Below are 20,883 nucleotides of genomic sequence, written 5' to 3'. Positions count from 1 at the left end.
AAGGCATATTCCTCGGCTGCGAATCGGAAACTGTTGCGGAGCAAGAGGACCGTGGCGGTGATCCCGCAACGGTCTGATCAGGTTGCCAACCGGAAACGCCGAGGTCGTGCTGGTGGACGTCCGCCCCGGTTCGACTCGGAGGCTTACAAGGGTCGAAATGTGGTCGAGCGGGCGTTCAACAAGGTCAAACACTGGCGTGGTGTTGCAACTCGCTATGACAAGCTGGCCTGCACTTACCGGGCCGGGTTCGTCATGGCCCTCACGGTCGAATGGCTGAAGCTATTGGGAGACATGACCTAGACGAATGCGGCTCTCGTGCACCATGGATCGCCCAGCAACTCTCCGACCTCCTCGAGGCGCTTCCCTCGACCACAGGCTTCGTTCTAGCGACCCGTGCCAATGCAGAGCGTGCTGCTGCCCGCCTGGAACTGCCACGCGCCGAACTCGCTCCCCCGGACGATCTCAGTGCGACAGTAGATGCGGTCCTCGGTGCCTGCGCCGAAGCGCGGGCACCGGAAACCAACAGAAGGACGTGGCTGGCGGCCCGTCGTGGCTGGATCAAGGGCGCGAGTGAACAACACGATCATCTGCTCCAGGTACCGCTCCTGGCTATACTCCTCGCGCTGATCTGCGCCGACACACCGGATGCAGAGTTGCCGAGAGGTCGGGCAAAGCTGTTGCACCGAGCGGTCGAGCAATCGGTCGAACGCTGGGAACAGAGTCGGCACGCACCCGACCGACTCCGGCCGTGGGCTCATGAACTGAGCTCACAGATGCTGCTCGACGGCTTCGTCGAACTCGGGAGAATGCTGGACGGTGGGCTGAGTGTCCCCCGGTCGGACGCAACCGAAGCGCTGACTTCGCTGCTGCGAGATCCGGACCGATGGGCGCTCGCGCCAGCCAGGGCGCGCGAAGTAGCCGAGCACGTACTGCGCTTCTGGGACGAGCACGTCGCCGTGTTCGTCATCGACGCCACCGACCAGCTCACCACGCGCAGCAAAGTCTTCGTCGAGATCGCCACCGCTATGTGGGCCAAGGACTCTGATGAAGTAGCGCTCACGACATGGCTCAACGACGCGCTGACCTACACCGACTCCGACGGTGCCATCGGACTGGCAGCCGACCTGGACAACCGCACCGTCACTGCACTGCTCGACCTCGGTGACTGCGACAAGCCGCACATCTCCCTGCTCGTCGCGGAACTGGCTGACCGCGGCATCGTTACGCTCACCCGGGAGGAGCAAGATCGCACACTGGCTCAGCTCGCAACCGGCATCACCGCCATAGGCGAAGGCGAGCCTCCGGTCGTGCGTGCTCGCCGAACTCTCCCAGAATCGCACAGCTCGGGAACCGATACAGCTGACGCCGACCCCTGGGCTTTCGTCGAAGCAGCGTGTCTGCTCGCCCTCTCCGCAGATGCACGTGCCCAGCGTGCAGAATTGATTGCCCGTGCTGAGCTCGATGAACGTGCCTCGTTGATCGCTGCAGCACTATGTGTTCTTACCGACACCAGCACCGACGAACAACGGCTCGGCTCAACGGCGGCCGAGACCGTCATGACCGCGCTCAATATCGCCATGCCAACCCGACCGGACGTGGTGGAGACGCACCGTCGCCGGTTCACAATCGTGTCCGGTGAGCCTCTGGCACCGGGACTGGACCGCGTCGCCCTCGCTGCAGCACACCGCCTCGACGAATTGCCAGAACACGGTGGCAAGCGATCCGCCCTCATCGCTAATCACAGTGCAGCAGAAATAGCGATTCGAATTGCCACCGTTCTCGAACACGCAGGCGTCGACACGGACATCGGCGAAAGCCTCTCGGGAATCAGAGAAACGGCAAGGAACTGGCTCGACACCTACCGAAGGAATCGAACTGCCCTTCTCGACGATCTGAGCGCGTTCGCACCTCCCCCGAAACAACCACCACCCTGTGACGGGTCGTGGCCTCTGGCCGACCTCGGATCTTTCCTCCAAGTGACCGATTATGACGACCACCGTGGCAGTTCGGGTGGATGGACCGACTCCGCGGCCATACGGCACGACACGCTGGCTGCTCTCGCCGACGCCTATGATCTGGACAAGTTCGCGATCGCGCAGCAAGCGAAGCATATCCGGGAAGTTGGCGCAGCGGACGGCGAGCGCGCAGAAATGGGCGAATGGTTCGTAGCTGGGACCAGCGCACTCGATGAGCCCGCACTCTCCGAGGATCTGAATGCGGCGCTGACCTCCGATCAGTTGCTCCTATTAGCTTCATGCTTAGACTCCGGGCCTGACTGGATTGCGTGGGCCGCCGCAGAGGTGCTCGGTAATGTCAAGAACCCCCCGTGGAACAGTGAGGACATGCTCAAGAGAGACATGTCGAGTCGGCCACGTGACCGGGCGATTTTGCTCTACCTTGTAGCAATCGCAACTGCCGCTGAGAAAAGCCAAGACCTACTCGATTGGGCGGCCGCAGCCGAATCTGCAGATTACCGGATTGCTGCACGTATCGCGGCACAGGCGGAAGGCCTGGACCCTGACGGCTCGATAGCCGATTCGCTGCGCCATGACCCAGACTTGTCGGTCCACCCACCCGAGACGAGGCACGACACAGCGTCGGCGACGCACTGGTCATGCGACAGGTGCCGAGCGATAAATGACTTGGATGCCGAAGACTGTACAAGTTGCGCAAGCGGTTCACGCCCAGAGTGCCTGAGCTGACGACTACGGGCCCCCGACGAACGCTAACGCAGGCTGATCGATCTGGCCGCCGAGGGCACCATTCCACAAGCAAAGATCAGGGCCACATACATGACCTAGCGCCTAAATGCTTAACGTTCGAAAGAAGTCGGTGAGTTGGCTTTCAATGATGATAAAGGGATCTGCTTTTTCGTCCACGATTTGTGCCATGGAGATCAGATCATCATCACTCAGGAAGACAATAACCTTGTCATGTTCAAGCCACGCCCGCCGTCGTGCTCGCAATGCCGGATCACCTGGAGTCTGCCGCGATACGAGCAGCCCGAGCATGCGAAATGCTTTTGGTAGCAAGTACTGGGCTATCGATTCAACCTCGCACTGACCGACGGGATGGGTGTAGTTTTTAAACTCGGCAACAACGAATCGTGTCCGGAACTCATTGCGCAAAGCCGACCAGGGCGAACCGGAATATGGTATAGGAAATATCGCGTCCATAATATCCAGCGTGTCGTCGGTACGGTTTTGCATGTCCGGTGGCTCAAGCTGATGGATGAAAATCTCTGCGAGCACCTGAGTCGCGGTCGACTCGAAGGCTCTCCACCCTTCTTTCCCTTTTCGTACCCGAGCAAGTTGATCGACGACCCGATCGGTGACACTCTTCATTTGAGGAGCAACATCGTCGACCAAGAGCGGACTCAAGTCACGATTTATGGAAGCCTTCTCGATTAGGAAACTTATGTCAGAATTTTCAGCCAAATATTGCCCAATCTCAGCGCGGTCCCAGATATCTATCCCGTTCCCGCGGAAGCGATCCGCCAAAGAGGCCGACATTTTCCCAGAGTAGACGAACAGGAATGCCGAGTGGGGAAACAATTTCTGGAGCCTGATCGCCCGGTCGACCACCTGCCTCATCATAGAAGGGTTCGGGCGAACACGCGGATTACGAGTGTGCTTTACCTCAACAAAGGTAAGCTGGCCGCTGGGGCCGAGCGCAGTAAAATCGACCTCCACGCCACCTGCATTTTTCGCCCGAGTCCCCGGTGGGGCAGGATGGGTTGTGATTCCGTAATTCGCGCGGCGGAGAAGTAGCGCAACGAGCGCCTCGAAAGTTTCATAATCGAGGCTTTCCAGCTCCACGTGTATACCCTCTCCGTTGTCTCATCGCCCGGGTCCAACGATATCAGCACTGCTGGTGGCGTCCGCAGTCAATCATCAAGGCGGGCAACGATGGTTGCCGATCCAACTTCAGGCAGTGATGCCGATCGCTTGCACGGAGTCGGAGACGAAGAGGGGGCGACAACTCCGCAAACCCTAGGGGAGGCTCTGGGATCCACTAACGGCCGTACTCACAGTCGGTGCGCCGTACCCGAAGGCCGCGAGCGACCAGGGGACAGCGACGAAACCGTCAGCGCGTTGATCAATGACTTGAGGCGTTCCGCAGCATGGGCGAGCGGAATGGCTTCCTGCTCGATTCGCCGGAATGGGGCGGGACCGGCTGTGGCGACCGCGTCGTAGGCCGTCGCTTCGGCGTGGGTTAGGCGGGTGAGCGTCATCGCCGAGTGCTTGATCGGGCGTCCGTCCTTGTCGTGGTTCACGCCGTGGTCGGCGTAATAGTTTAGATCAGTCGAGTCCATGAGGATGGTGTGGACGGTTTTGGCTGGCAGTCCGTCGGGCGTGGCCTTGACCATTGCGGCGCGGAGTCAATCGAGGATCGCGTAGCCGTCGGCGTCGATATCGCCCCAGTAGACGACGTATTCACACACACGAATCCACGCGATGTCGGCCAAAAGAGCCGCGGCGGCTTTGCCGCTTCCTTCGACGACAATGGTGTCAGCGGCGGGTGGGAACCAGAGGCGGCAGTCACGGTTTTCGACTATGAGGACAACGCGCGGTACATAGGCGAGGTCGTGTGTGTCGCCTGTGGTCCAGGCATCGTGACTTCGTCCGCCCGAGGCTATGTAGTCAGGGTCGACGTCGGTCAGGTGAACCACTGCGAGCCGTGGCCGGACTTCAGCGCGCACATCGCGGCCGGCGACCGCTTGCAGTAGGGCACCATAGATTTCCAGCCATTTGGAGTGCATGCCGGGCACCGGGAGTTGTCGTGCGGTCCAGGTGCTCACGTCGGGATGATTGCGTTGCCAGGCCACGGCCTCGAACAAGACCGCCGTGTCAGGATCAGCCAACCGATAGGTCGCCTTCAACGTGGCCCGGGTAAGCAGGGCGCCGGCAGCGTCGAGTGACACAGCAATTGAACGAGCGCGATCGATATCGACGGCCAGCGGTTCGATCTGGACCCGGGAGACGAGTTCGACTGCGGCAGTGAGGTTCATTGCCATCAGTGCGGCCGGGAAGTCATCGGCCACACCACGAATGACCACCGATCTACGGATGATCTCCGTGCCTGGGACGCTGCCAACCTATTGCGCGTCGAACGTGCGCCACGTCATATGCCATGTATGCCAGGAGCCATACCCGATCTCCTCGACTGCTCTCCCGCTAGACACTCCGGGACGAAGCGGAACCGAAAAGACCACAGCGTCACCAACACCGTGGTCCGCGCAGATCGCGTCAGCCCACTTCTGACCGATCTTGCGTCGGATCGTCTCGACTGCATCGGTCGGCGTAACGAGCCTGGAAGTCACTTGTCCTCTTGGGGCATGCCGAGGATGGGTTTGGCCCACGAGCGATTCTGGGCATTCTTGAGCACCAAATATTCGGCTTCGACGTGTGGCTCGATGGTGCTGTTTTTGTCGTTGGGGGGACCCTGGCGCGCAAGCTTGTTGAATACGCCGCTCTGCACGGGCGACGCGAGCACGTTCACGAGAAGACGCCCTACAAATGGCTGGCCGGTCACCGCCCCCGGGCTCCATGGCCACAGCTGATCGCGGCTCTGCTCAGCGCCGAACTCGCCCGCCCAATCAGCCCGGCAACGTTGGGCTGGGCCCCGAACGGCAAGACCGATCAGCAGCCGTTGCTGCCCGCGTACAGCGGACTGGCGCTACCGTGGACCGTCGAAGGGGCCATGCATGCAATGCGGGCAGTGACGGAGGCTGATCCTATGGACCGGCGAGTATTTCTCACCACGATGGGCGCCGCGATGAGCGCGCCTGCCCACGAACGGCTGCTGGCCGAGCCGGTCGCACACCTCACCCGCACAGGCAAGTCTCGCCGCGTGAATGTCAGCACCGTCGACGAGCTCGACCTCATGAACGCCAGCTTGCGCCGCCTCGATGACGGCGGTGGGGGTGACGCGCTGCTGCTGATGGTTCGCGCGCACCTGCGCCAGGTCGTGGCACTGATCGGTAAAGGCAGCTACAACGACCTTGTCGGACGACGTCTTTTCAGCAACGCCGGTGAATTGTCGCGTCTGGCAGGATGGCTGGCGTTCGACGCCGGACAACATGCCCGCGCACAACGTTTTTGGCTGGCCGCGCTTCGCGCCGCACACACCGCGGGTGATCGCGCTCTGGCCGCCAACACCCTCGGCTTCATGAGCTGCCAGGCAAAAGACATCCGGCAGCCACATGAAGCCGTCACCCTCGCCGAAACCGCCCGCCGTGGCTACCTCGGTGCCAGCCCGCGCGTGTCAGCGATTCTGGCGCTGCGCGCCGCGGAAGCACACGCCACCAACGGATCGACGACCCAATGCCGTCGCGCTATCGACGACGCCTTCGCCCATCTGGACTCCCCGACCACGACCGCGCCGGACTGGAGCTACTGGCTCAACCCCGGCCACGCCCACGGCCAAGCCGGCTTCTGTTATCTGAAACTCGGCGACCACTCCGCCGCCCGCCGACACTTCCGTCAAGCGCTACGACTGCAGGACCCCAACGCCTCACGCGAAGGCGCTCTCCGCCACACATTGCTGGCCACGACCTACGTTCGGCAGGCCGACCCCGACCTCGACCAAGCACTTGCACTGGCCGGTCAAGCCGTCGAGGTCCTCGCCGACGACGTCAGCTCGAACCGGTGTATCGGGCACCTCGACACGCTCCTGCGCGACCTCACCCCCCACAATCGCCGGCCAGCGGTCCGCCACCTCGCCGACCAAGTCCAATCACTTCGGGCGACGCCCTCGACTGTGGGATAAAAACATCGATATGACGTCGCACCCGAGCCCGATACCCGGGGCCTCGCCTCGGAATTCCTCCGCTGCACCCGTGAAGCACGCTCGGCAAGTCACCGAGGCCTCCAGAACTACTACGCTCATCCCACATCGGTTCGACCACCCGGTCTCCGTCCAGCTGATGGCGGAGTACGCCAAGGAGCGTCGGTCGATGGTCGGCTTCGACGATCCCCCGAATCTCGATCGACCAGCGCAGTACGAACCCCATCAAGGGCTGTTCATCGTCGCGTACACCGCAGGCGAGCCGGTCGCCTGCGGTGGACTCCGCACGTCATCGCTTACCGAGCGGACAGCCGAGATCCGGAAGATGTTCGTGGTGCCGAACCATCGCAAACGCGGGGTGGCCCGGCTCGTCCTCTCGGGGCTCGAGCGATTCGCGTTCGAGCACGGCGTAGCCCGGATCATCCTGGAGACCGGCTCGTACAACCAGGCCGCTATGCGCCTCTACGCCTCGGCCGGGTACACACCGATCCCGCCCTATGTGCCAGGTCGGCCTGATTTCAACCGAGCCTTCGCTAAGCCGTTGAAATCAGAGCCTGTCCCCGCACCGACAGGAACATGCTGAACGTATGGCTGCGGAACGCTGATTGCCCGCGACACGACGCTGACCGAACTACCCGACCACTGGTTCGCCGAGAAGGCAACCGGACCACAGGACACACCATGCGGCCGCTCGAGAACTCAGCGAGTCATCGACGCATGGTTCGGACTACTGTTCATCAAACTGACAACAATACCGTTGCCCTATTGGTAGCGTCTCCGAGAGGCTTACTCGAACCCTCGTCGCGCTCGATAATGCGCCGAACCTCCGCCGAGCCGAGCTTCGCCCACGGCTGAGGCTCCCGCCAGGCGTGGGATCCCCTGTTGCATTCACGCTTCCAGATCGAGGTAGACCATGGCCACCGAACAGCGGCAACTAGATGAGTTGGGTTACTACCTATTGGCAGGCTCAGGCGGGGGCGGTCCGGTCCACCTCACCGACGACGCCCGCAAGGGCGAGGTACTCGGACTCGGCACAGCGTTCATCTCCGAACGCTGGAACGTCAAAGAGGCCGCGTCGCTCACCGGCGCTGCCTGCGCGGTGACAGAGCGAACCCGGGTCGCTACCGCCGCGACCAACCCCAACACGCGGCACCCCCTGATCACGGCGTCCTGGGCCACGACCATGCACAGACTGTCCGGGGGACGATTCACTCTCGGTATCGGGCGCGGCGTCGCGGCAATGTATTCCGCGTTCGGCATCCCCGCGGTGACAACCGCACAGCTCGAGGATTGGGCCGATGTCATGCGACGGCTGTGGCGCGGAGAATTGATCATCGGCCACGACGGCCCCTTGGGCTCCTACCCCGTGCTCGTTCTCGACCAGAGCTTCGATGAGGACATCCCACTCGCATTGGTCGCGTTCGGCCCCAACACCTTGTCGCTCGGAGGCCGGGTCTTCGACGACGTCATATTGCACACGTACTTCTCACCGGAAACTCTGCAACGGTGCGTCCAGACGGTCAAGCTCGCTGCCGAGAAGGCCGGTCGCGATCCCGACTCGGTGCGGGTCTGGTCATGCTTGGCCACCGTGGGAGACCATCTCCCGGAACAACTTCGGTTGAAGAAGACCGCCGCTCGGCTCGCGACATATCTGCAGGGCTACGGAGACCTGCTGGTGCGCACGAACGACTGGGACCCCGGCGCCCTCCAGAGGTTCCGCGCAGATCCGATTGTGACCTCGATAGCCGGTCCGATCGACGGTGTCGCCACCGCCGACCAGATCGAGCACATCGCCACATTGCTGCCACAGGAGTGGCTGGTATCCGCGGCCACCGGGACACCCCGGCAATGCGCCGACCGCATCCGCGCGGAATTCAGCTACGGCGCCGACCGCGTGATCATGCATGGCTCGACCCCCGACGAACTCGCCCCCATCGTCGCCGCGTACCGCGACACGGAGCAGAAGAGGCCGGTGAGATGAGCGCAACCGTACCGATTCCGCGCGGCGCCGCGGACGTCACCCGCCGGTGGCTGCAGGCCGTGCTCGGATCGGATGACGCCACGGTCGTGGTCGAGGATGTCGAGATCTCCCGGATCGGCACCGGTCAGACAGGTGCGACGTTCCGAATCACGCCACGTTATGCCAGCGGAGAGCACGGGTTCCCATCGACTTTCGTCATCAAACTGCCCGCCGACGATGATGGCGTGCGCGCAGGTGTCACGCTCGGCTATCTCAGCGAAATCACCTTCTACAGACGGGCTGCCGAGCAGACCAGCGTGCCCACACCGCGCTGCTTCTACAGCGATATCACGGCGGACGGCACAGATTTCGCCCTGCTCCTCGCTGACCTGGCCCCTGCGATTCCTGGCGACCAGATCGCGGGCTGCGATACCGATGCGGCGCGTCAGGCCGTCACCGCATTGGCCGGCTTACATGGGCCGAGTTGGTGCGATCCGCGCTGGCTTGACCTCGCTGTAGCAATGCCCAAACCGGGTGATGTAGCAGCGGCGGGCGGCCTCGGCGAGGTGGCACGGATGGCCGCCGACATCACGCTCGACAAGGTCGGCGCGCGCATGGATCGTCGTGACCGTGAAACTTTCTCGGAGGCGCTCGGCCTGGTGACGCCCTGGCTGCACGCCGGCGCCGAAACCGGCCGCTTCGCCTTGATGCACGGAGACTACCGACTCGACAACCTCATGTTCGACAGCACGACCAACCGCGTCAGCGTGGTCGACTGGCAAACACTCGGCATCGGACTACCTGCCCGCGACCTCGCCTATTTCACCGGCACCAGTCTGGACCCCGACACACGAGCGGCGTGCGAGGAAAGCCTCGTAGAGGTGTACCACCGGGCACTACTCGACTACGGCGTCACCGGATACACACCCGAAACATGCTGGCAGGATTACAGATTCGGGATGGTGCAGGCCCCGTTGATCATCGCTCTCGGTGCCGCCTTCGCAACACCGACAGCACGTGGCGAAGAGATCTTCCTCGTCATGTTGGAGCGTAGCTGCCGGGCGATTCGGGATCTAGGGACACTCGCATTGATCGGCGCGACGGACTGACGCGGGACGAAGACCGCAGGCCGTTGAAGTCAGACTTGCGCAGGGTCGTACCGTAAGGGGTACAGTAAGTCAAACGTTTACGCCCGCGATGGTCTCCCCGGAGGTCTCGACGGCGTCGTCCGTGTTGGATGCCGATCGCCCGGTTTCGACGACGGAACGGCTTCGACGACACCACCGGATGCGAAAGGACACAGAATGACAAAGTTGGACTATCAGGCAGTTGATGTCGACAACCACTACTACGAACCACTGGACGCGTTCACTCGCCATCTGCCCAAAGAGTTCAAGCAGCGCGGGGTGCAGATGCTCAATGACGGCAAGCGGACGCTGGCGGTGATGGGCGGAAAGGTCAATCAATTCGTTCCCAACCCGACGTTCGACCCGATCATCGAGCCGGGTTGCCTCGACCTGCTGTTTCGCGGTGAGATTCCCGAAGGTGTCGATCCGGCCTCGTTGATGAAGGTGGACCGCCTGTCAGAGCATCCCGAATACCAGAACCGCGACGCACGCGTCACCGTCCTGGATCGGCAGAACCTCGAGACCGTCTTCATGCTGCCGACCTTCGCCTGCGGGGTCGAGGAAGCTCTCAAGCACGACATTCCCGCGACGATCGCCTCGGTGCACGCTTTCAACCTGTGGCTCGATGAGGACTGGGGATTCGATCGTCCCGACCACCGCATCATCTCGGCGCCGATCATCTCGCTCGCCGACCCGGTGGCGGCGGTCGAAGAGGTCGAGTACGCGCTGAGCCGTGGTGCCAAGATGGTGCTCGTCCGCCCCGCGCCCGTACCCGGGGTAACTCGCCCACGATCCCTCGGAGACCCCCTCCACGACCCGGTGTGGGCCCGCCTGGCCGAAGCCGGCGTTCCGGTCGGCTTTCATCTGTCCGACAGCGGATATCTCGCCATCAACGCGCTGTGGGGCGGCAAGGCGACATTCGAAGGGTTCGGGAAGAAGGATCCGCTCGACCAGATCCTCCTCGACGACCGTGCGATCCACGACACGATCGCCTCGATGATCGTGCACCAGGTGTTCACCCGTCACCCGAAGCTCAAGGTGGTCAGTATCGAGAACGGCTCGTACTTCGTCTACCGGTTGATCAAGCGTTTGAAGAAGGCCGCGAATACCGCGCCGTACCACTTCACCGAGGATCCGGTGGAGCAGCTGAAGAACAATGTCTGGATCGCGCCCTACTACGAAGACGACGTCAAACTCCTGGCCGAGACCATCGGCGTGGACAAGGTCTTGTTCGGCTCCGATTGGCCGCACGGCGAGGGGCTCGCCGATCCGACGACCTTTACCGCGGACATTCCGCAGTTTCCGGAGTTCTCTTACGAGGACACACGAAAAGTGATGCGCGACAACGCACTCGACCTGATCGGCTCGAATATCGGCCTGGAATCACCCAGCCGCTGATCAGAGGGATGACCGAGAGAAAGCGTGCGGCTCCCCCGTCACCGACGGGGGAGCCGCATCGCGCTTCGGGGGTACTGCGGAGTGATCGGACAGCAGTCACTTCGCCGTGAACTTGGTGACGTCGAGAATCAGCACGACGCGATCGTAGACATCGTCGGGCAGCCCGGCCTCGGTGTCACCGTACAAGTCGTTCAGCTCACGATAGAAGTCCCCCTCGGCATCTCCCAAGACCGTGACCAGCCATCCCTGTGTCTGCAGCGATCTGCCAGGGATCTCCGGATCGGTGATCAGGAAGGAGTAATTCGGGTTGGCCTGCAAACTGGTGAATTTGCGCCGTGGGATCGTGTGGCTCATCCGCAGATGCGCGCCATCCCATTTGAATCGCATCGGCGACAGGTCGGGGGAACCGTGCGGGGTCACAGTTCCGAGCACACCGACGATCGGGCGCTGAAGTAGGTCTTCGTACTCCGCAGGCACTCTCGAGTTCATGAGGGACTCCACTATCGATTCGCAGTGAGATATACGGTTCCGCACCAGCGTGCTGCTCTTCGCCGCAGCGAGAATCGGTATATCGTCCTAGTTACAGTATGCACTACTGTATATCATCACCGAAGCGCGCTCGCCTGAAGTTCCCTACTCGGCCCACCAGGCGCGTCGCAGGTCAACCTCCTGCGATGACCCGCTCCCCGAAGCACTTCACGAATTGCGCGGCGGCGGTCGGACTCGAGCCGTCGACGTGCACAACAGCCCAGGTGGCGCCACGCTTTTCCAGGTCGGCCAGATACACCGACGCCGCCCGCACGGTATCGGCATCGCCGAAGTCCAGGTGCGGACACACGACCTGGATGTCAACCGTGTCGGCAGCTCGGCCCGCTGCCGCCAGGCCATGGCGGAGGTCGGCTACGGCGGCACCGAACGCCTCGGCGTTCTCGATAGCGGTCGTTCGCATGGCGGCGGCCATACCCGCATCGGCGATGATCGGCATCCACCCGTTCCCATGGCGGACGACTCGACGCCGAGCCGCCTTGCCGTTGCCCCCGATCCAGAGCGGCGGGTGCGGGCGCTGCGCCGGAGGTTGCAACCACAGAGGTCCCGGTGCACCGAAATCCATTCCGGCAACAGGCGTTTCCGGGTCGGTCCAAATTTGACGGAGGGCGCCGAGCGCCTGGTCGAGTAGTTCACCGCGCCGCTCATGGTCGACACCCACCGCGGCGAACTCGGCACGCAGGTATCCAGCTCCGACACCGGCGATCAAGCGACCGCCCGACACGATGTCCAGACTGCCCAGAGCTTTCGCGGCGAGGTACGGGTTACGAAACGGCAGCACATACAGATTGGTGAGCAATCGAATACGTGCGGTGAATCCGGCCATGTAGCTCAGGGCCGCGATCGGGTCGAGAGTGTTGTGACCGCCGTTGCGCCGCCACTTCAACGAAGGCGCCGGGTGCTCGCTGAGCGCCACCGCGGCAAATCCGGATTCCTCGGCCTGGCTGACGACATCACGGATAACCGCGGGCTCCAAGAATTCGTCGGATGCCGTCGGCAGCTCAGCGGGATACTCGAGAACGTACTTCATTGCGCGAATTCCTTTGTCCAGATCACCGCGCACGCCGTTGTGCACGACAGCGTGCCACTGGCCGACGAACCACATCGAGTGCAACAGTGGCCAACTCGGTCTCTCTTACTGTATACGTTACAGTACAATGTCCATGCCAGAGCGGCACGGTGACGAGCGATGATGAGGTGAGCTGTGCACATCCCTGTTCAGGACGAGTCGGGAGGTCCGCTCGCCGGGATCACCGTCGTCGCACTCGAGCAAGCGGTGTCGGCACCGATGTGCACCCGCGCCTTGGCCGACCTGGGTGCCCGGGTGATCAAGATCGAGAACCCACGCGGCGGCGACTTCGCCCGACACTACGACGACGTGGTGCACGGGCTCGCCGCGCACTTCGTCTGGGCCAACCGTGGCAAAGAGTCCATCGCTGTCGACCTCAAGCATCCGGACGGGATGGCGGTATTGCACCGGCTCCTCGCGACCGCGGATGTTTTCGTCGCCAACCTCGCACCCGGGGCGACGGCGGCACTGGGGATCTCACCGACCGAACTCGCGCAGCGCCACCCTGACCTGGTGGTGATGGAGATCGACGGATACGGCGCGGGGGGACCACTGTCGCACAAGCGCGCCTACGACCTGCTGATCCAAGCCGAGTCCGGAGTCTGCGCGGTCACCGGTTCGCCGGGGGCCCCAGCCAAGCCGGGCCCGCCCATCGCGGATGTGGGCTCAGGTCTGTACGCCGCGCTGACGATCCTGGCGATGATCTGCGGCAAACGCTCATCCGCCGGGCGCACCGGCGATGCCACCGAACCCGCCCCGTTCACCCGCGCATCGGTGAGCCTGTTCGATACCGCCGCGGAGTTGATGGGCTACCAACTCACCTACACCCGGCATACCGGTGTAGATCAGCAACCACTCGGGATGAGCTCCCCCGCGGTCGCACCCTACGGCGCCTACCGCACCGCGGACTGCGAGACCGTGGTCCTCGGGACCACCAACGACCGCGAATGGCAGCGCCTCGCCCGGGATCTGCTCGACCGGCCCGACCTCGCCGAGGACCCACGCTACGCGGGCAACCTGGAGCGGGTCCGGCTACGGGCCGAACTCGACACCGAGATCGCCCAATGGTGTGCGCGCTACGACGCGGACACCATCCAGGCGCGGGCCGACGCGGCAGGCATCGGGAATTCTCGTTTCAGAACGCCGAGCGAGGTGGTCGCGCACCCCCATCTGGCGGCGCGCCGCCGATGGCGGGAGATCAGCACTCCGGAGGGTCCGGTGACCGCACTGTTGCCGCCTCCGGTCATCGCGGGTTTCGCACCGCCGATGGGTGCGGTTCCCGGACTCGGCGAGCACACCGAAACAGTCTTGGCAGCAGCAGGATTCGCGCCTTCCGACATCGCGGCGCTTCGTGATCGCGGTGCGATCGGCACCACCACTTCCCGCCCGTCCGGCGTGACGGCGACGAAAGGATGATCCAGTGACAGACGAACCTGTTTTGCTCATCGACCACACCGCCGGCGTGCGCACGCTGACACTCAACCGCCCGCGTCGTAAGAACGCGATCAGCACCCCGATGTGGCACGCGCTGCGGGCGGCACTGCGTGACATCGCCAACGACCCCACGGTGCGTGCCGTTGTCCTCACCGGAGCAGGCGGATCATTCTGTGCGGGAGCCGATATCGCCGCGACCGAGGGAATGGACGAGTTCCCTGATCCGGCTCGCGAATTGCACACCATCAACGAGACCGTGCGGCTGTTGCACGAGCTACCGGTGCCGACGGTGGCAAAGGTGCGCGGCGTCGCGGTCGGAGCGGGATGGAACCTCGCACTGGCCTGCGATCTTGTCGTCGCGACCCCCGAGGCACGGTTCTGCCAGATCTTCGCCCGCCGCGCGCTGTCGGTGGACTGCGGTGGCTCATGGCTGCTGCCCAGGCTCATCGGCTTACAACAGGCCAAGCGCCTGACCTTGCTGACCGAGATGATCACCGGCGAGCAGGCCGACGAGCTCGGGCTTGTCACCTGGCTGCAGCCCGTCGAGACGATCGACGAGTTCGTCGACGACATAGCAGGCAAGCTGGCGGCGGGACCGCCCCTCGCGCTGCGACAGACCAAAGACCTGCTCAATGCCGGAACCGAACGAACCTTGTCCGAGGCGCTGGATGCCGAAGCGCGGGCCGCGGGTATCAACCTCACCGGTGCCGACGTGATCGAAGCCTTCGCCGCCTTCGCCGAAAAGCGTGCCCCGGTGTACGCCGCCGCCGACCAGCAAGTCGCGCCATGACCGGTCGACAACTCGGGCAGCCACGTCGCCGCCGCGAACGAGGATCGCTCAATCCCGCTGACATCATCGACGGCGCGTTCGAACTCGCCGAACAAGTCTCGGTCGACGGGCTCAGCATGCCGCTGCTCGGCAAACACCTCGATGTCGGCGTCACGAGCATCTACTGGTATTTCCGCAAGAAGGACGACCTGCTCAACGCCATGACCGATCGCGCGCTGCGCCAGTTCATCTACGCGGCGCCCTACCCTTCCGTCGAAGCACACGACTGGCGGGAGTCGCTGATGCGCCACGCGCGCACCATGCGCCGCGCCTTCCTGAGCAATCCGATCCTGTGCGACCTGGTCCTGATCCGTTCGGCGCTCAGTCAGCACGCGGCGAGGCTGGGCGCTGAACAGGTGGAGCGCACGGTCGCGAGCCTCGTCAAGGCCGGGCTCTCCGTCGACGAAGCCTTCACCGTCTACTCCGCGGTCAACCTGCACGTCCAGGGCTCGGTAGTGCTCCAACGACTCCACGACAAGAACCAGGAGCTCGGCAGCGACGCGACCGCCTACTACGACGTCATCCACGTCGACCCCGAGACGACTCCGCTGCTCGCGGCCGCCATGGCCAAAGGCAGGCGGACAGGAGCGCCGGACGACCGGAACTTCGAGTGGGGGCTGCAATGCATCCTGGATCACGCGAAGCGCACGATCGAGGGGCAAGATCGATGAGGCAGCCGAAGACTACGACGAGATGGTGGCCTGAGCATCCGTGGACGAACCTACCGACTTTCATCGCGACCTACGTTTGGCCCGATACCTGCCACAGACCGTCGTGGGAGCGCGGTCGGTAGGGCTCATCAGGAAACTGCTCGCTCGCAGCGGCAAACAACCACCGTCGAAAGGCGTGCTCGCGCAGGTCGACGAGAATGTCACCGTCCGGCTGTTCCTGCCCCGCCGCGCACGGCCGAAAGCACCGGCGGTTCTGTTCGTCCACGGCGGCGGATATCTCATCGGCAATGCGGCGATGGGCGACGGATTCTGCCGGCAGGTCGCCGACGAACTCGGCGCGGTCGCGGCCTCGGTCGAGTACCGGCTGGCACCCGAACACCCGTTCCCCACCCCGCTCGAGGACTGTTACGCGGCGCTGCGCTGGCTGGCAGCTCGACCGGATGTCGATGCCCGGCGGATCGCGATCGTCGGCGAAAGCGCCGGCGGCGGGTTGGCCGCCGCATTGGCCCACCTCAGCACCTGGGGCACTGAGGTTCGCCCCGTTCTCCAGGTGCTGTCCTATCCGATGCTCGACGACCGGACCACCGCGCGCGCCTACCCCGCCCCTGGCCGGTTGCGGATGTGGAACGAACAGAGCAACCGGCTCGGCTGGCGTTCCTACCTCGGCCCTGCCGGCGACGATATATCGCCGCTGGCCGCGCCTGCCCGCTGCGACGACCTGACCGCGCTCGCGCCCGCCTGGATCGGCGTAGGAACCAACGACCTGTTCTACGACGAGAACCTCGCCTATGCCGAACGCCTTCGGCAGGCAGGCATCCCCTGCACTCTGCGGGTGGTGCCCGGCGCCTACCACGGCTTCGACCTGGTCGAGAGGTGGACGCCGGTCGCGCGCGCCTTTCAGCGTGCCCGACTCGAGGTACTCGACGAGGCGCTAAACGGCGATGCGGGCCCCGCGCACGCCGAGTGAAGTCCGAGCCCGGTCCCGCTGCGCTTTCCCCGGCAGCCGATGCTTGCTACCTTGTTCAGTACAGTCCACGGTAATGCATACCGTATAGCAGACAGTATTGAGCGGAAAACGGAGTGCGAGGCCCCGATGAACGATATCGACTACCACGAGCCTCTTACGCCCGACTCCCCCACGATCGTCGAGGTGCTGCACCGCACCGCGCGCGCACATCCCGACAAGCCGCTGCTGCTCTGCGCCGACGAAGAACTGACCTACCGTGCGGCCGAGCGCCGTTCGGCACACCTTGCCCGCGGCTTGATCGCACTCGGCGCCGGGAAGGGAACCCATGTCGGACTGATGTATCCGCGGGGAGCGCAGTTCGTCGTCGGCCTGCTCGCCGCGGCTCGCATCGGCGCGATATCGGTGCCCCTCGCCACCTCCTCCACGTCGGAATTGCGAGAGCGCTTGGCGCACAGCGATGCTCACATCGTGCTTCGGGCCGCTGATGCATCACACGACGACATCCGCCGACTTTCCGAAGCGCTCACCGGCGCGGAGTTCGACGAGTCGGGCCGGTGGTACTGCACGGCCGCGCCACAACTGCGCCACGTCGTCGTAGACGCCTCGCCCACACCGTCGAGGTTCCTGCACAACATCGGCGAGCAGGCGAAGGCGATCAGCGAAGAGCTTCTCCACGCGCTCGAAGACGATGTCCACGGATCGGACCCGCTCGCCATCGTCTACACCGCCGCAGCGGGGAACGCACCGGAGGGCGTCGTCCACACCCACGCCGGGTTGCTGGGAAACCTGCGCGAGCTTCACGGCTCGTCCGAACACGATGTTCTGACCTGCGACGAACCGTTCTCCTCGATCGGCGGGCTGGCGCTCGGACTGCTGGCCGCCCTGGTCGCCGGATCGACCCTGCGGTGCTCCGACAGCAACCACGCTGCCGCAGGTGCCGATCGATGCGAGGTCGACACCGTCACCTCGCAGCGATCGGCGGTTCCGTTCCTGAGCAACAACATCGGCGGTGTCATCGAAGCAGGCGGGGTCGTGCTGCTCGAACACGGAACTCCGGCACCCGGTCTCGACATCAAGATCGTCGACCAGCGCACGGGTGTGACCGTCGGTCCCGGCGTCGTGGGCGAACTCTGCTTCCGTGGACGTCACGTCATGCGGGGCTACCACCGCCGCAACCGCGAAGAGTGCTTCGACCGCGACGGCTGGTTCCACACCGGCAATCTCGCGCGCAGCGACAGTGCCGGACTGATCTCCGTCACTGTCGTCGGCAGCGCCGGAATCGCGGCTGCCGAGGCCTCGACCGATGCCACCATGGACCAAGTGATTCGCCACACCGCCGCGCGGATCCCGGACCGGCAAGCGGTGGTCGAACCGACTTCGCAGCTCACCTACGCCGAGCTCGACTCGACCACTCGGGACCTGGCCGCCGTCTTCGTCGACGCGGGCGTCGGCAAGGGCACCCGGGTCGGAGTGCTGCTGCCCAACGGCACCGCGTGGATCACGATCGCGGTGGCGCTGACCAGGATCGGTGCGATACTTGTCCCGCTGAGCACCTTGTTGCGGCCGCCTGAGCTCCGCGCCCAGTTGCGGGTTGCCTCGGTCCGAATTCTGGTGACAGTGGAGGAGTTTCGCGGCCGCCGATATCTGGACGACCTTCCCACCGCGGCGAGCGAGGACGACACCCTCCGCGATGCGGCGCTGCCCGCGCTGCGCCGCATCTGGACCGTTGATCGTCTCCTCACCGCGCAGCCGAGCGCACCCGCCGCTCGGATCGTCGACGCCCTCGCCGATAACGTCGCGACCGGCGATCCCTTGGTCATCCTGTTCACCTCTGGCAGTAGGGGCATGCCCAAAGGGGTCCTGCACTCCCACGGCAGTGCGTTCGGCGCGGTCCGGGCGGGGCTCACCGCACGGTGCGTCGACTCCACAACGCGGTTGTACCTGCCGATGCCGTTCTTCTGGGTCGGTGGCCTCGGCGGCGGTGTCCTTTCCGCGCTCTTGGCGGGCGCCACCCTGGTCACCGAGGAAATCCCGCGACCCGAGGCCACCCTCGAGCTGATCCGGCGCGAGCGGGTGACCCTGTTCCGTGGCTGGCCCGATCAGGCGCAAGCACTGGCACGGCGAGCCGAGGAGCTCGCCGTCACCGTGCCGACACTACGTTCGGGCAGCCTCGAGGCCTTGTTGCCGCCGTCGTTGCGGGCACAGCCCGGAGCGCGCGCCAATCTGTTCGGGATGACGGAGTCGTTCGGCCCCTACTGCGGCTATCCCGCTGACACCGATATGCCGATTTCCGCGTGGGGCAGTTGCGGTAGACCGTTTCCCGGCATGGAGGTTCGCATCAGCGATCCCGGTGACGGTCGCCCGGTCCCGACCGGGGCCGTGGGCGTCATCGAGCTCCGCGGCCCGCACATCTTGCGTGGCATCTGCCGGCGTGACGACGTCCTCACACCCGACGGCTTCTATGTCACCGGCGATCTGGGCCATCTCGACGCCCAAGGGTTCCTCTTCTATCACGGGCGGGCGGACGACATGTTCAAGGTCAGCGGAGCGACGGTGTATCCCAGCGAGGTGGAACAGGCACTGCGTGCCGTCGACGGAGTGACCGAGGCCTTCGTCACCGATGTGCCGGGCGTCCAGGGGGCCAGGGTCGGCGCGCTCGTGGTGTGTGCGAGTACCGAGATGACACCCGAATCGATCCGGGGTCAGGTCCGGGAATCATTGAGCGCGTTCAAGGTTCCGACAGTGTGGGCATTGCTGGACTCCCCCGATCGCGTACCCCGCGGAACGACCGGCAAGGTCGACGTCGTCGGCCTGCGGGAAATCCTCGCCGCCGCCCAGCTCGCGAGCACCCTCCGATGAACGAGACCGGGAGATCGGCGGCGCGGCCGTTGGCCGGGGTTCGGGTGGTGGAGATCTCCAGTTTCGTCGCCGCACCACTTGCGGGGATGACGCTGAGCCAACTCGGTGCCGACGTGATCCGGGTCGACCCCATCGGCGGGGCGGCCGACTACCATCGCTGGCCGCTCACCGACGACGGTGCAAGCATCTACTGGACCGGCCTCAACAAGGGCAAGCGATCGGTAGCGGCCGACCTGCGCTCCGGCGCTGGGCAACAACTGATCTCGCGCCTGATCACCGGCAGCGGACCGGCCGGCGGAATCTTGCTCACCAACACCGTGGGGCGCGACTGGCTCGACTACGACACGCTCGCCGCGCAGCGTCCCGATCTGATCCGGCTCGAAATCCTCGGACGTGCCGACGGATCGACGGCCGTGGACTACACCGTCAACGCAGCGGTCGGTTTTCCGATGGTCACCGGACCCGCCGAGCACGCGGGGCCGATCAATCAGGTTCTGCCCGCGTGGGATCTGCTCTGCGGAATGTACGCCGCACTGGCGATCACCGGGGCCGTGCGGCACCGCGAGGCGACCGGGGAGGGCAGCCGGATCACGCTGCCGCTGGAGGATGTCGCGCTGGCGACGGCGGGAAATCTCGGTTTCCTCACCGAGGCGATGCTGTGCGAGACGCCGCGGCCACGCCTGAGCAACGCCATCTACGGCCAGTACGGTCAGCATTTCACCGGGGCCGACGGTGCCACGTTCATGATCGTCGCCCTCACTTCCCGGCACTTTCACGCACTCACCGAACTCACCGGAACCCGCGCCGCCGTCGACGCGCTCGCCACAGCTCTGGACGCCGACTTCTCCGACGAGGGCGCCCGCTACCACCACCGTGATGTCCTCACCGGCCTGTTCACGCCGTGGTTTCGCGCCCGCACGGGCGTCGAGATCACTGCCGCGCTGGAACGGACCTCGATCCTGTGGGAGCGCTACCGGACATTTCACGAGGTCGCCGGTGATCCACGAGTCACGGCGAATCCCTTGTTCGCGCCGATGCTTCAACCGGGCATCGGCACCTACCTCGCACCCAGCGCCCCCGCTTCGGTGAACGGCTCCCACACCGCGCCGCAGCCTGCGCCACGGCTCGGCGAACACTCCGAAGCCGTGCTGCGCGAGCAACTCGACCTGTCACCGACCGCCATCGCGGAATTGCGCGACGCGGCCGTCATCGCGACCGAGAGTTGATCTCGCGG

General features: G+C 64.5%; 16 protein-coding genes and 3 pseudogenes. 14 read left to right on the top strand and 5 right to left on the bottom strand.

Annotated features, from left to right (window positions below):
- Both ACFWPK_RS20090 and ACFWPK_RS20085 read left to right on the top strand, forming a co-directional pair.
- Nucleotides 1-300 (top strand): annotated as a pseudogene (locus ACFWPK_RS20090) (IS5/IS1182 family transposase); the annotation flags it as partial.
- Nucleotides 270-2,702, top strand: a complete 2,433-nt coding sequence (locus ACFWPK_RS20085; RefSeq protein ID WP_378917852.1) for a hypothetical protein — start codon at nt 270-272, stop codon at nt 2,700-2,702. The pseudogene ACFWPK_RS20090 and the gene ACFWPK_RS20085, both read left to right, overlap by 31 nt.
- Nucleotides 2,703-2,804: 102 nt before the next feature.
- Here the strand turns inward: ACFWPK_RS20085 and ACFWPK_RS20080 are convergent, their stop codons facing one another.
- From ACFWPK_RS20080 to ACFWPK_RS20070, 3 genes and pseudogenes are all read right to left on the bottom strand, one after another.
- A complete protein-coding gene (locus tag ACFWPK_RS20080) occupies nt 2,805-3,818 on the bottom strand; it encodes a restriction endonuclease (protein ID WP_378917850.1) in 1,014 nt (337 codons plus the stop codon).
- Between the two features lie 209 nt (nt 3,819-4,027).
- Nucleotides 4,028-5,011: pseudogene (locus tag ACFWPK_RS20075) on the bottom strand (Wadjet anti-phage system protein JetD domain-containing protein).
- Nucleotides 5,012-5,319: 308 nt separating this feature from the next.
- Nucleotides 5,320-5,535: a hypothetical protein gene (locus ACFWPK_RS20070; protein ID WP_378917848.1), complete on the bottom strand. Its 216-nt coding sequence runs from the start codon at nt 5,533-5,535 to the stop codon at nt 5,320-5,322.
- 204 nt (nt 5,536-5,739) lie between these two features.
- On the opposite strand from ACFWPK_RS20070, the gene ACFWPK_RS20065 reads away from it, so the two are divergent.
- The 5 genes from ACFWPK_RS20065 (at nt 5,740) to ACFWPK_RS20045 (ending at nt 11,274) form a co-directional block, all read left to right on the top strand.
- Nucleotides 5,740-6,771: a tetratricopeptide repeat protein gene (locus ACFWPK_RS20065; protein ID WP_378917846.1), complete on the top strand. Its 1,032-nt coding sequence runs from the start codon at nt 5,740-5,742 to the stop codon at nt 6,769-6,771.
- A 70-nt stretch (nt 6,772-6,841) separates the two neighbouring features.
- Nucleotides 6,842-7,372 (top strand): GNAT family N-acetyltransferase, encoded by a 531-nt coding sequence (locus ACFWPK_RS20060; RefSeq protein WP_378917844.1) that lies wholly within the window; start codon nt 6,842-6,844, stop codon nt 7,370-7,372.
- A 330-nt stretch (nt 7,373-7,702) separates the two neighbouring features.
- A complete protein-coding gene (locus tag ACFWPK_RS20055; RefSeq protein ID WP_378917842.1) occupies nt 7,703-8,770 on the top strand; it encodes a TIGR03857 family LLM class F420-dependent oxidoreductase in 1,068 nt (355 codons plus the stop codon).
- A complete protein-coding gene (locus ACFWPK_RS20050) occupies nt 8,767-9,858 on the top strand; it encodes a phosphotransferase family protein (RefSeq protein ID WP_378917840.1) in 1,092 nt (363 codons plus the stop codon). Before ACFWPK_RS20055 ends, ACFWPK_RS20050 begins: the two co-directional genes overlap by 4 nt.
- Nucleotides 9,859-10,053: 195 nt before the next feature.
- Nucleotides 10,054-11,274, top strand: a complete 1,221-nt coding sequence (locus tag ACFWPK_RS20045; protein ID WP_378917838.1) for an amidohydrolase family protein — start codon at nt 10,054-10,056, stop codon at nt 11,272-11,274.
- Nucleotides 11,275-11,370: 96 nt separating this feature from the next.
- On the opposite strand, the gene ACFWPK_RS20040 is transcribed toward ACFWPK_RS20045, so the two are convergent.
- Together ACFWPK_RS20040 and ACFWPK_RS20035 are read right to left on the bottom strand one after the other, a co-directional pair.
- Complete coding sequence (locus ACFWPK_RS20040) at nt 11,371-11,763, bottom strand: pyridoxamine 5'-phosphate oxidase family protein (protein ID WP_378917835.1); 393 nt, start codon at nt 11,761-11,763, stop codon at nt 11,371-11,373.
- A 172-nt stretch (nt 11,764-11,935) separates the two neighbouring features.
- Nucleotides 11,936-12,850 carry a TIGR03619 family F420-dependent LLM class oxidoreductase gene (locus tag ACFWPK_RS20035; protein ID WP_378917833.1) on the bottom strand — a complete coding sequence of 305 codons (915 nt, stop codon included), beginning with the start codon at nt 12,848-12,850 and terminating at the stop codon, nt 11,936-11,938.
- A gap of 258 nt (nt 12,851-13,108) precedes the next feature.
- Between ACFWPK_RS20035 and ACFWPK_RS20030 the strand changes: the two genes are divergently transcribed.
- The 7 genes and pseudogenes from ACFWPK_RS20030 (at nt 13,109) to ACFWPK_RS20000 (ending at nt 20,875) form a co-directional block, all read left to right on the top strand.
- Nucleotides 13,109-14,305 (top strand): CaiB/BaiF CoA transferase family protein, encoded by a 1,197-nt coding sequence (locus ACFWPK_RS20030; protein ID WP_378917876.1) that lies wholly within the window; start codon nt 13,109-13,111, stop codon nt 14,303-14,305.
- A 4-nt stretch (nt 14,306-14,309) separates the two neighbouring features.
- The gene (locus ACFWPK_RS20025; RefSeq protein ID WP_378917831.1) at nt 14,310-15,113 is read left to right on the top strand and encodes an enoyl-CoA hydratase/isomerase family protein; all 804 of its coding nucleotides are present in this window, start codon (nt 14,310-14,312) and stop codon (nt 15,111-15,113) included.
- Nucleotides 15,110-15,823 carry a TetR/AcrR family transcriptional regulator gene (locus ACFWPK_RS20020; RefSeq protein ID WP_378917829.1) on the top strand — a complete coding sequence of 238 codons (714 nt, stop codon included), beginning with the start codon at nt 15,110-15,112 and terminating at the stop codon, nt 15,821-15,823. The genes ACFWPK_RS20025 and ACFWPK_RS20020 overlap by 4 nt, the downstream gene beginning before the upstream one ends.
- Before the next feature lie 40 nt (nt 15,824-15,863).
- Nucleotides 15,864-16,790: an alpha/beta hydrolase gene (locus ACFWPK_RS20015; protein WP_378917826.1), complete on the top strand. Its 927-nt coding sequence runs from the start codon at nt 15,864-15,866 to the stop codon at nt 16,788-16,790.
- A gap of 39 nt (nt 16,791-16,829) precedes the next feature.
- Nucleotides 16,830-17,945 (top strand): annotated as a pseudogene (locus ACFWPK_RS20010) (AMP-binding protein); the annotation flags it as partial.
- Nucleotides 17,946-18,101: 156 nt separating this feature from the next.
- Nucleotides 18,102-19,649 (top strand): AMP-binding protein, encoded by a 1,548-nt coding sequence (locus ACFWPK_RS20005; RefSeq protein WP_378917874.1) that lies wholly within the window; start codon nt 18,102-18,104, stop codon nt 19,647-19,649.
- A complete protein-coding gene (locus tag ACFWPK_RS20000) occupies nt 19,646-20,875 on the top strand; it encodes a CoA transferase (protein ID WP_378917824.1) in 1,230 nt (409 codons plus the stop codon). Before ACFWPK_RS20005 ends, ACFWPK_RS20000 begins: the two co-directional genes overlap by 4 nt.
- Nucleotides 20,876-20,883: the final 8 nt, after the last annotated feature.

This window comes from Nocardia sp. NPDC058519 (assembly GCF_042719755.1).
Classification (GTDB): Bacteria; Actinomycetota; Actinomycetes; order Mycobacteriales; family Mycobacteriaceae; genus Nocardia.
Note: the sequence above shows the minus strand (reverse complement) of the source record. Positions and strands in the feature narration are given on the sequence as shown.

Excerpts from the sequence above, each read along its gene's own strand:
- ACFWPK_RS20030 (WP_378917876.1), top strand. The coding sequence starts at position 13,109 with ATGTGCACCCGCGCCTTGGCCGACCTGGGTGCCCGGGTGATCAAGATC.
- ACFWPK_RS20050 (WP_378917840.1), top strand. The coding sequence starts at position 8,767 with ATGAGCGCAACCGTACCGATTCCGCGCGGCGCCGCGGACGTCACCCGC.
- ACFWPK_RS20045 (WP_378917838.1), top strand. The coding sequence starts at position 10,054 with ATGACAAAGTTGGACTATCAGGCAGTTGATGTCGACAACCACTACTAC.
- ACFWPK_RS20055 (WP_378917842.1), top strand. The coding sequence starts at position 7,703 with ATGGCCACCGAACAGCGGCAACTAGATGAGTTGGGTTACTACCTATTG.
- ACFWPK_RS20085 (WP_378917852.1), top strand. The coding sequence starts at position 270 with ATGGCTGAAGCTATTGGGAGACATGACCTAGACGAATGCGGCTCTCGT.
- ACFWPK_RS20035 (WP_378917833.1), bottom strand. The coding sequence starts at position 12,850 with ATGAAGTACGTTCTCGAGTATCCCGCTGAGCTGCCGACGGCATCCGAC.
- ACFWPK_RS20020 (WP_378917829.1), top strand. The coding sequence starts at position 15,110 with ATGACCGGTCGACAACTCGGGCAGCCACGTCGCCGCCGCGAACGAGGA.
- ACFWPK_RS20000 (WP_378917824.1), top strand. The coding sequence starts at position 19,646 with ATGAACGAGACCGGGAGATCGGCGGCGCGGCCGTTGGCCGGGGTTCGG.
- ACFWPK_RS20065 (WP_378917846.1), top strand. The coding sequence starts at position 5,740 with ATGGACCGGCGAGTATTTCTCACCACGATGGGCGCCGCGATGAGCGCG.
- ACFWPK_RS20005 (WP_378917874.1), top strand. The coding sequence starts at position 18,102 with ATGGACCAAGTGATTCGCCACACCGCCGCGCGGATCCCGGACCGGCAA.
- ACFWPK_RS20040 (WP_378917835.1), bottom strand. The coding sequence starts at position 11,763 with ATGAACTCGAGAGTGCCTGCGGAGTACGAAGACCTACTTCAGCGCCCG.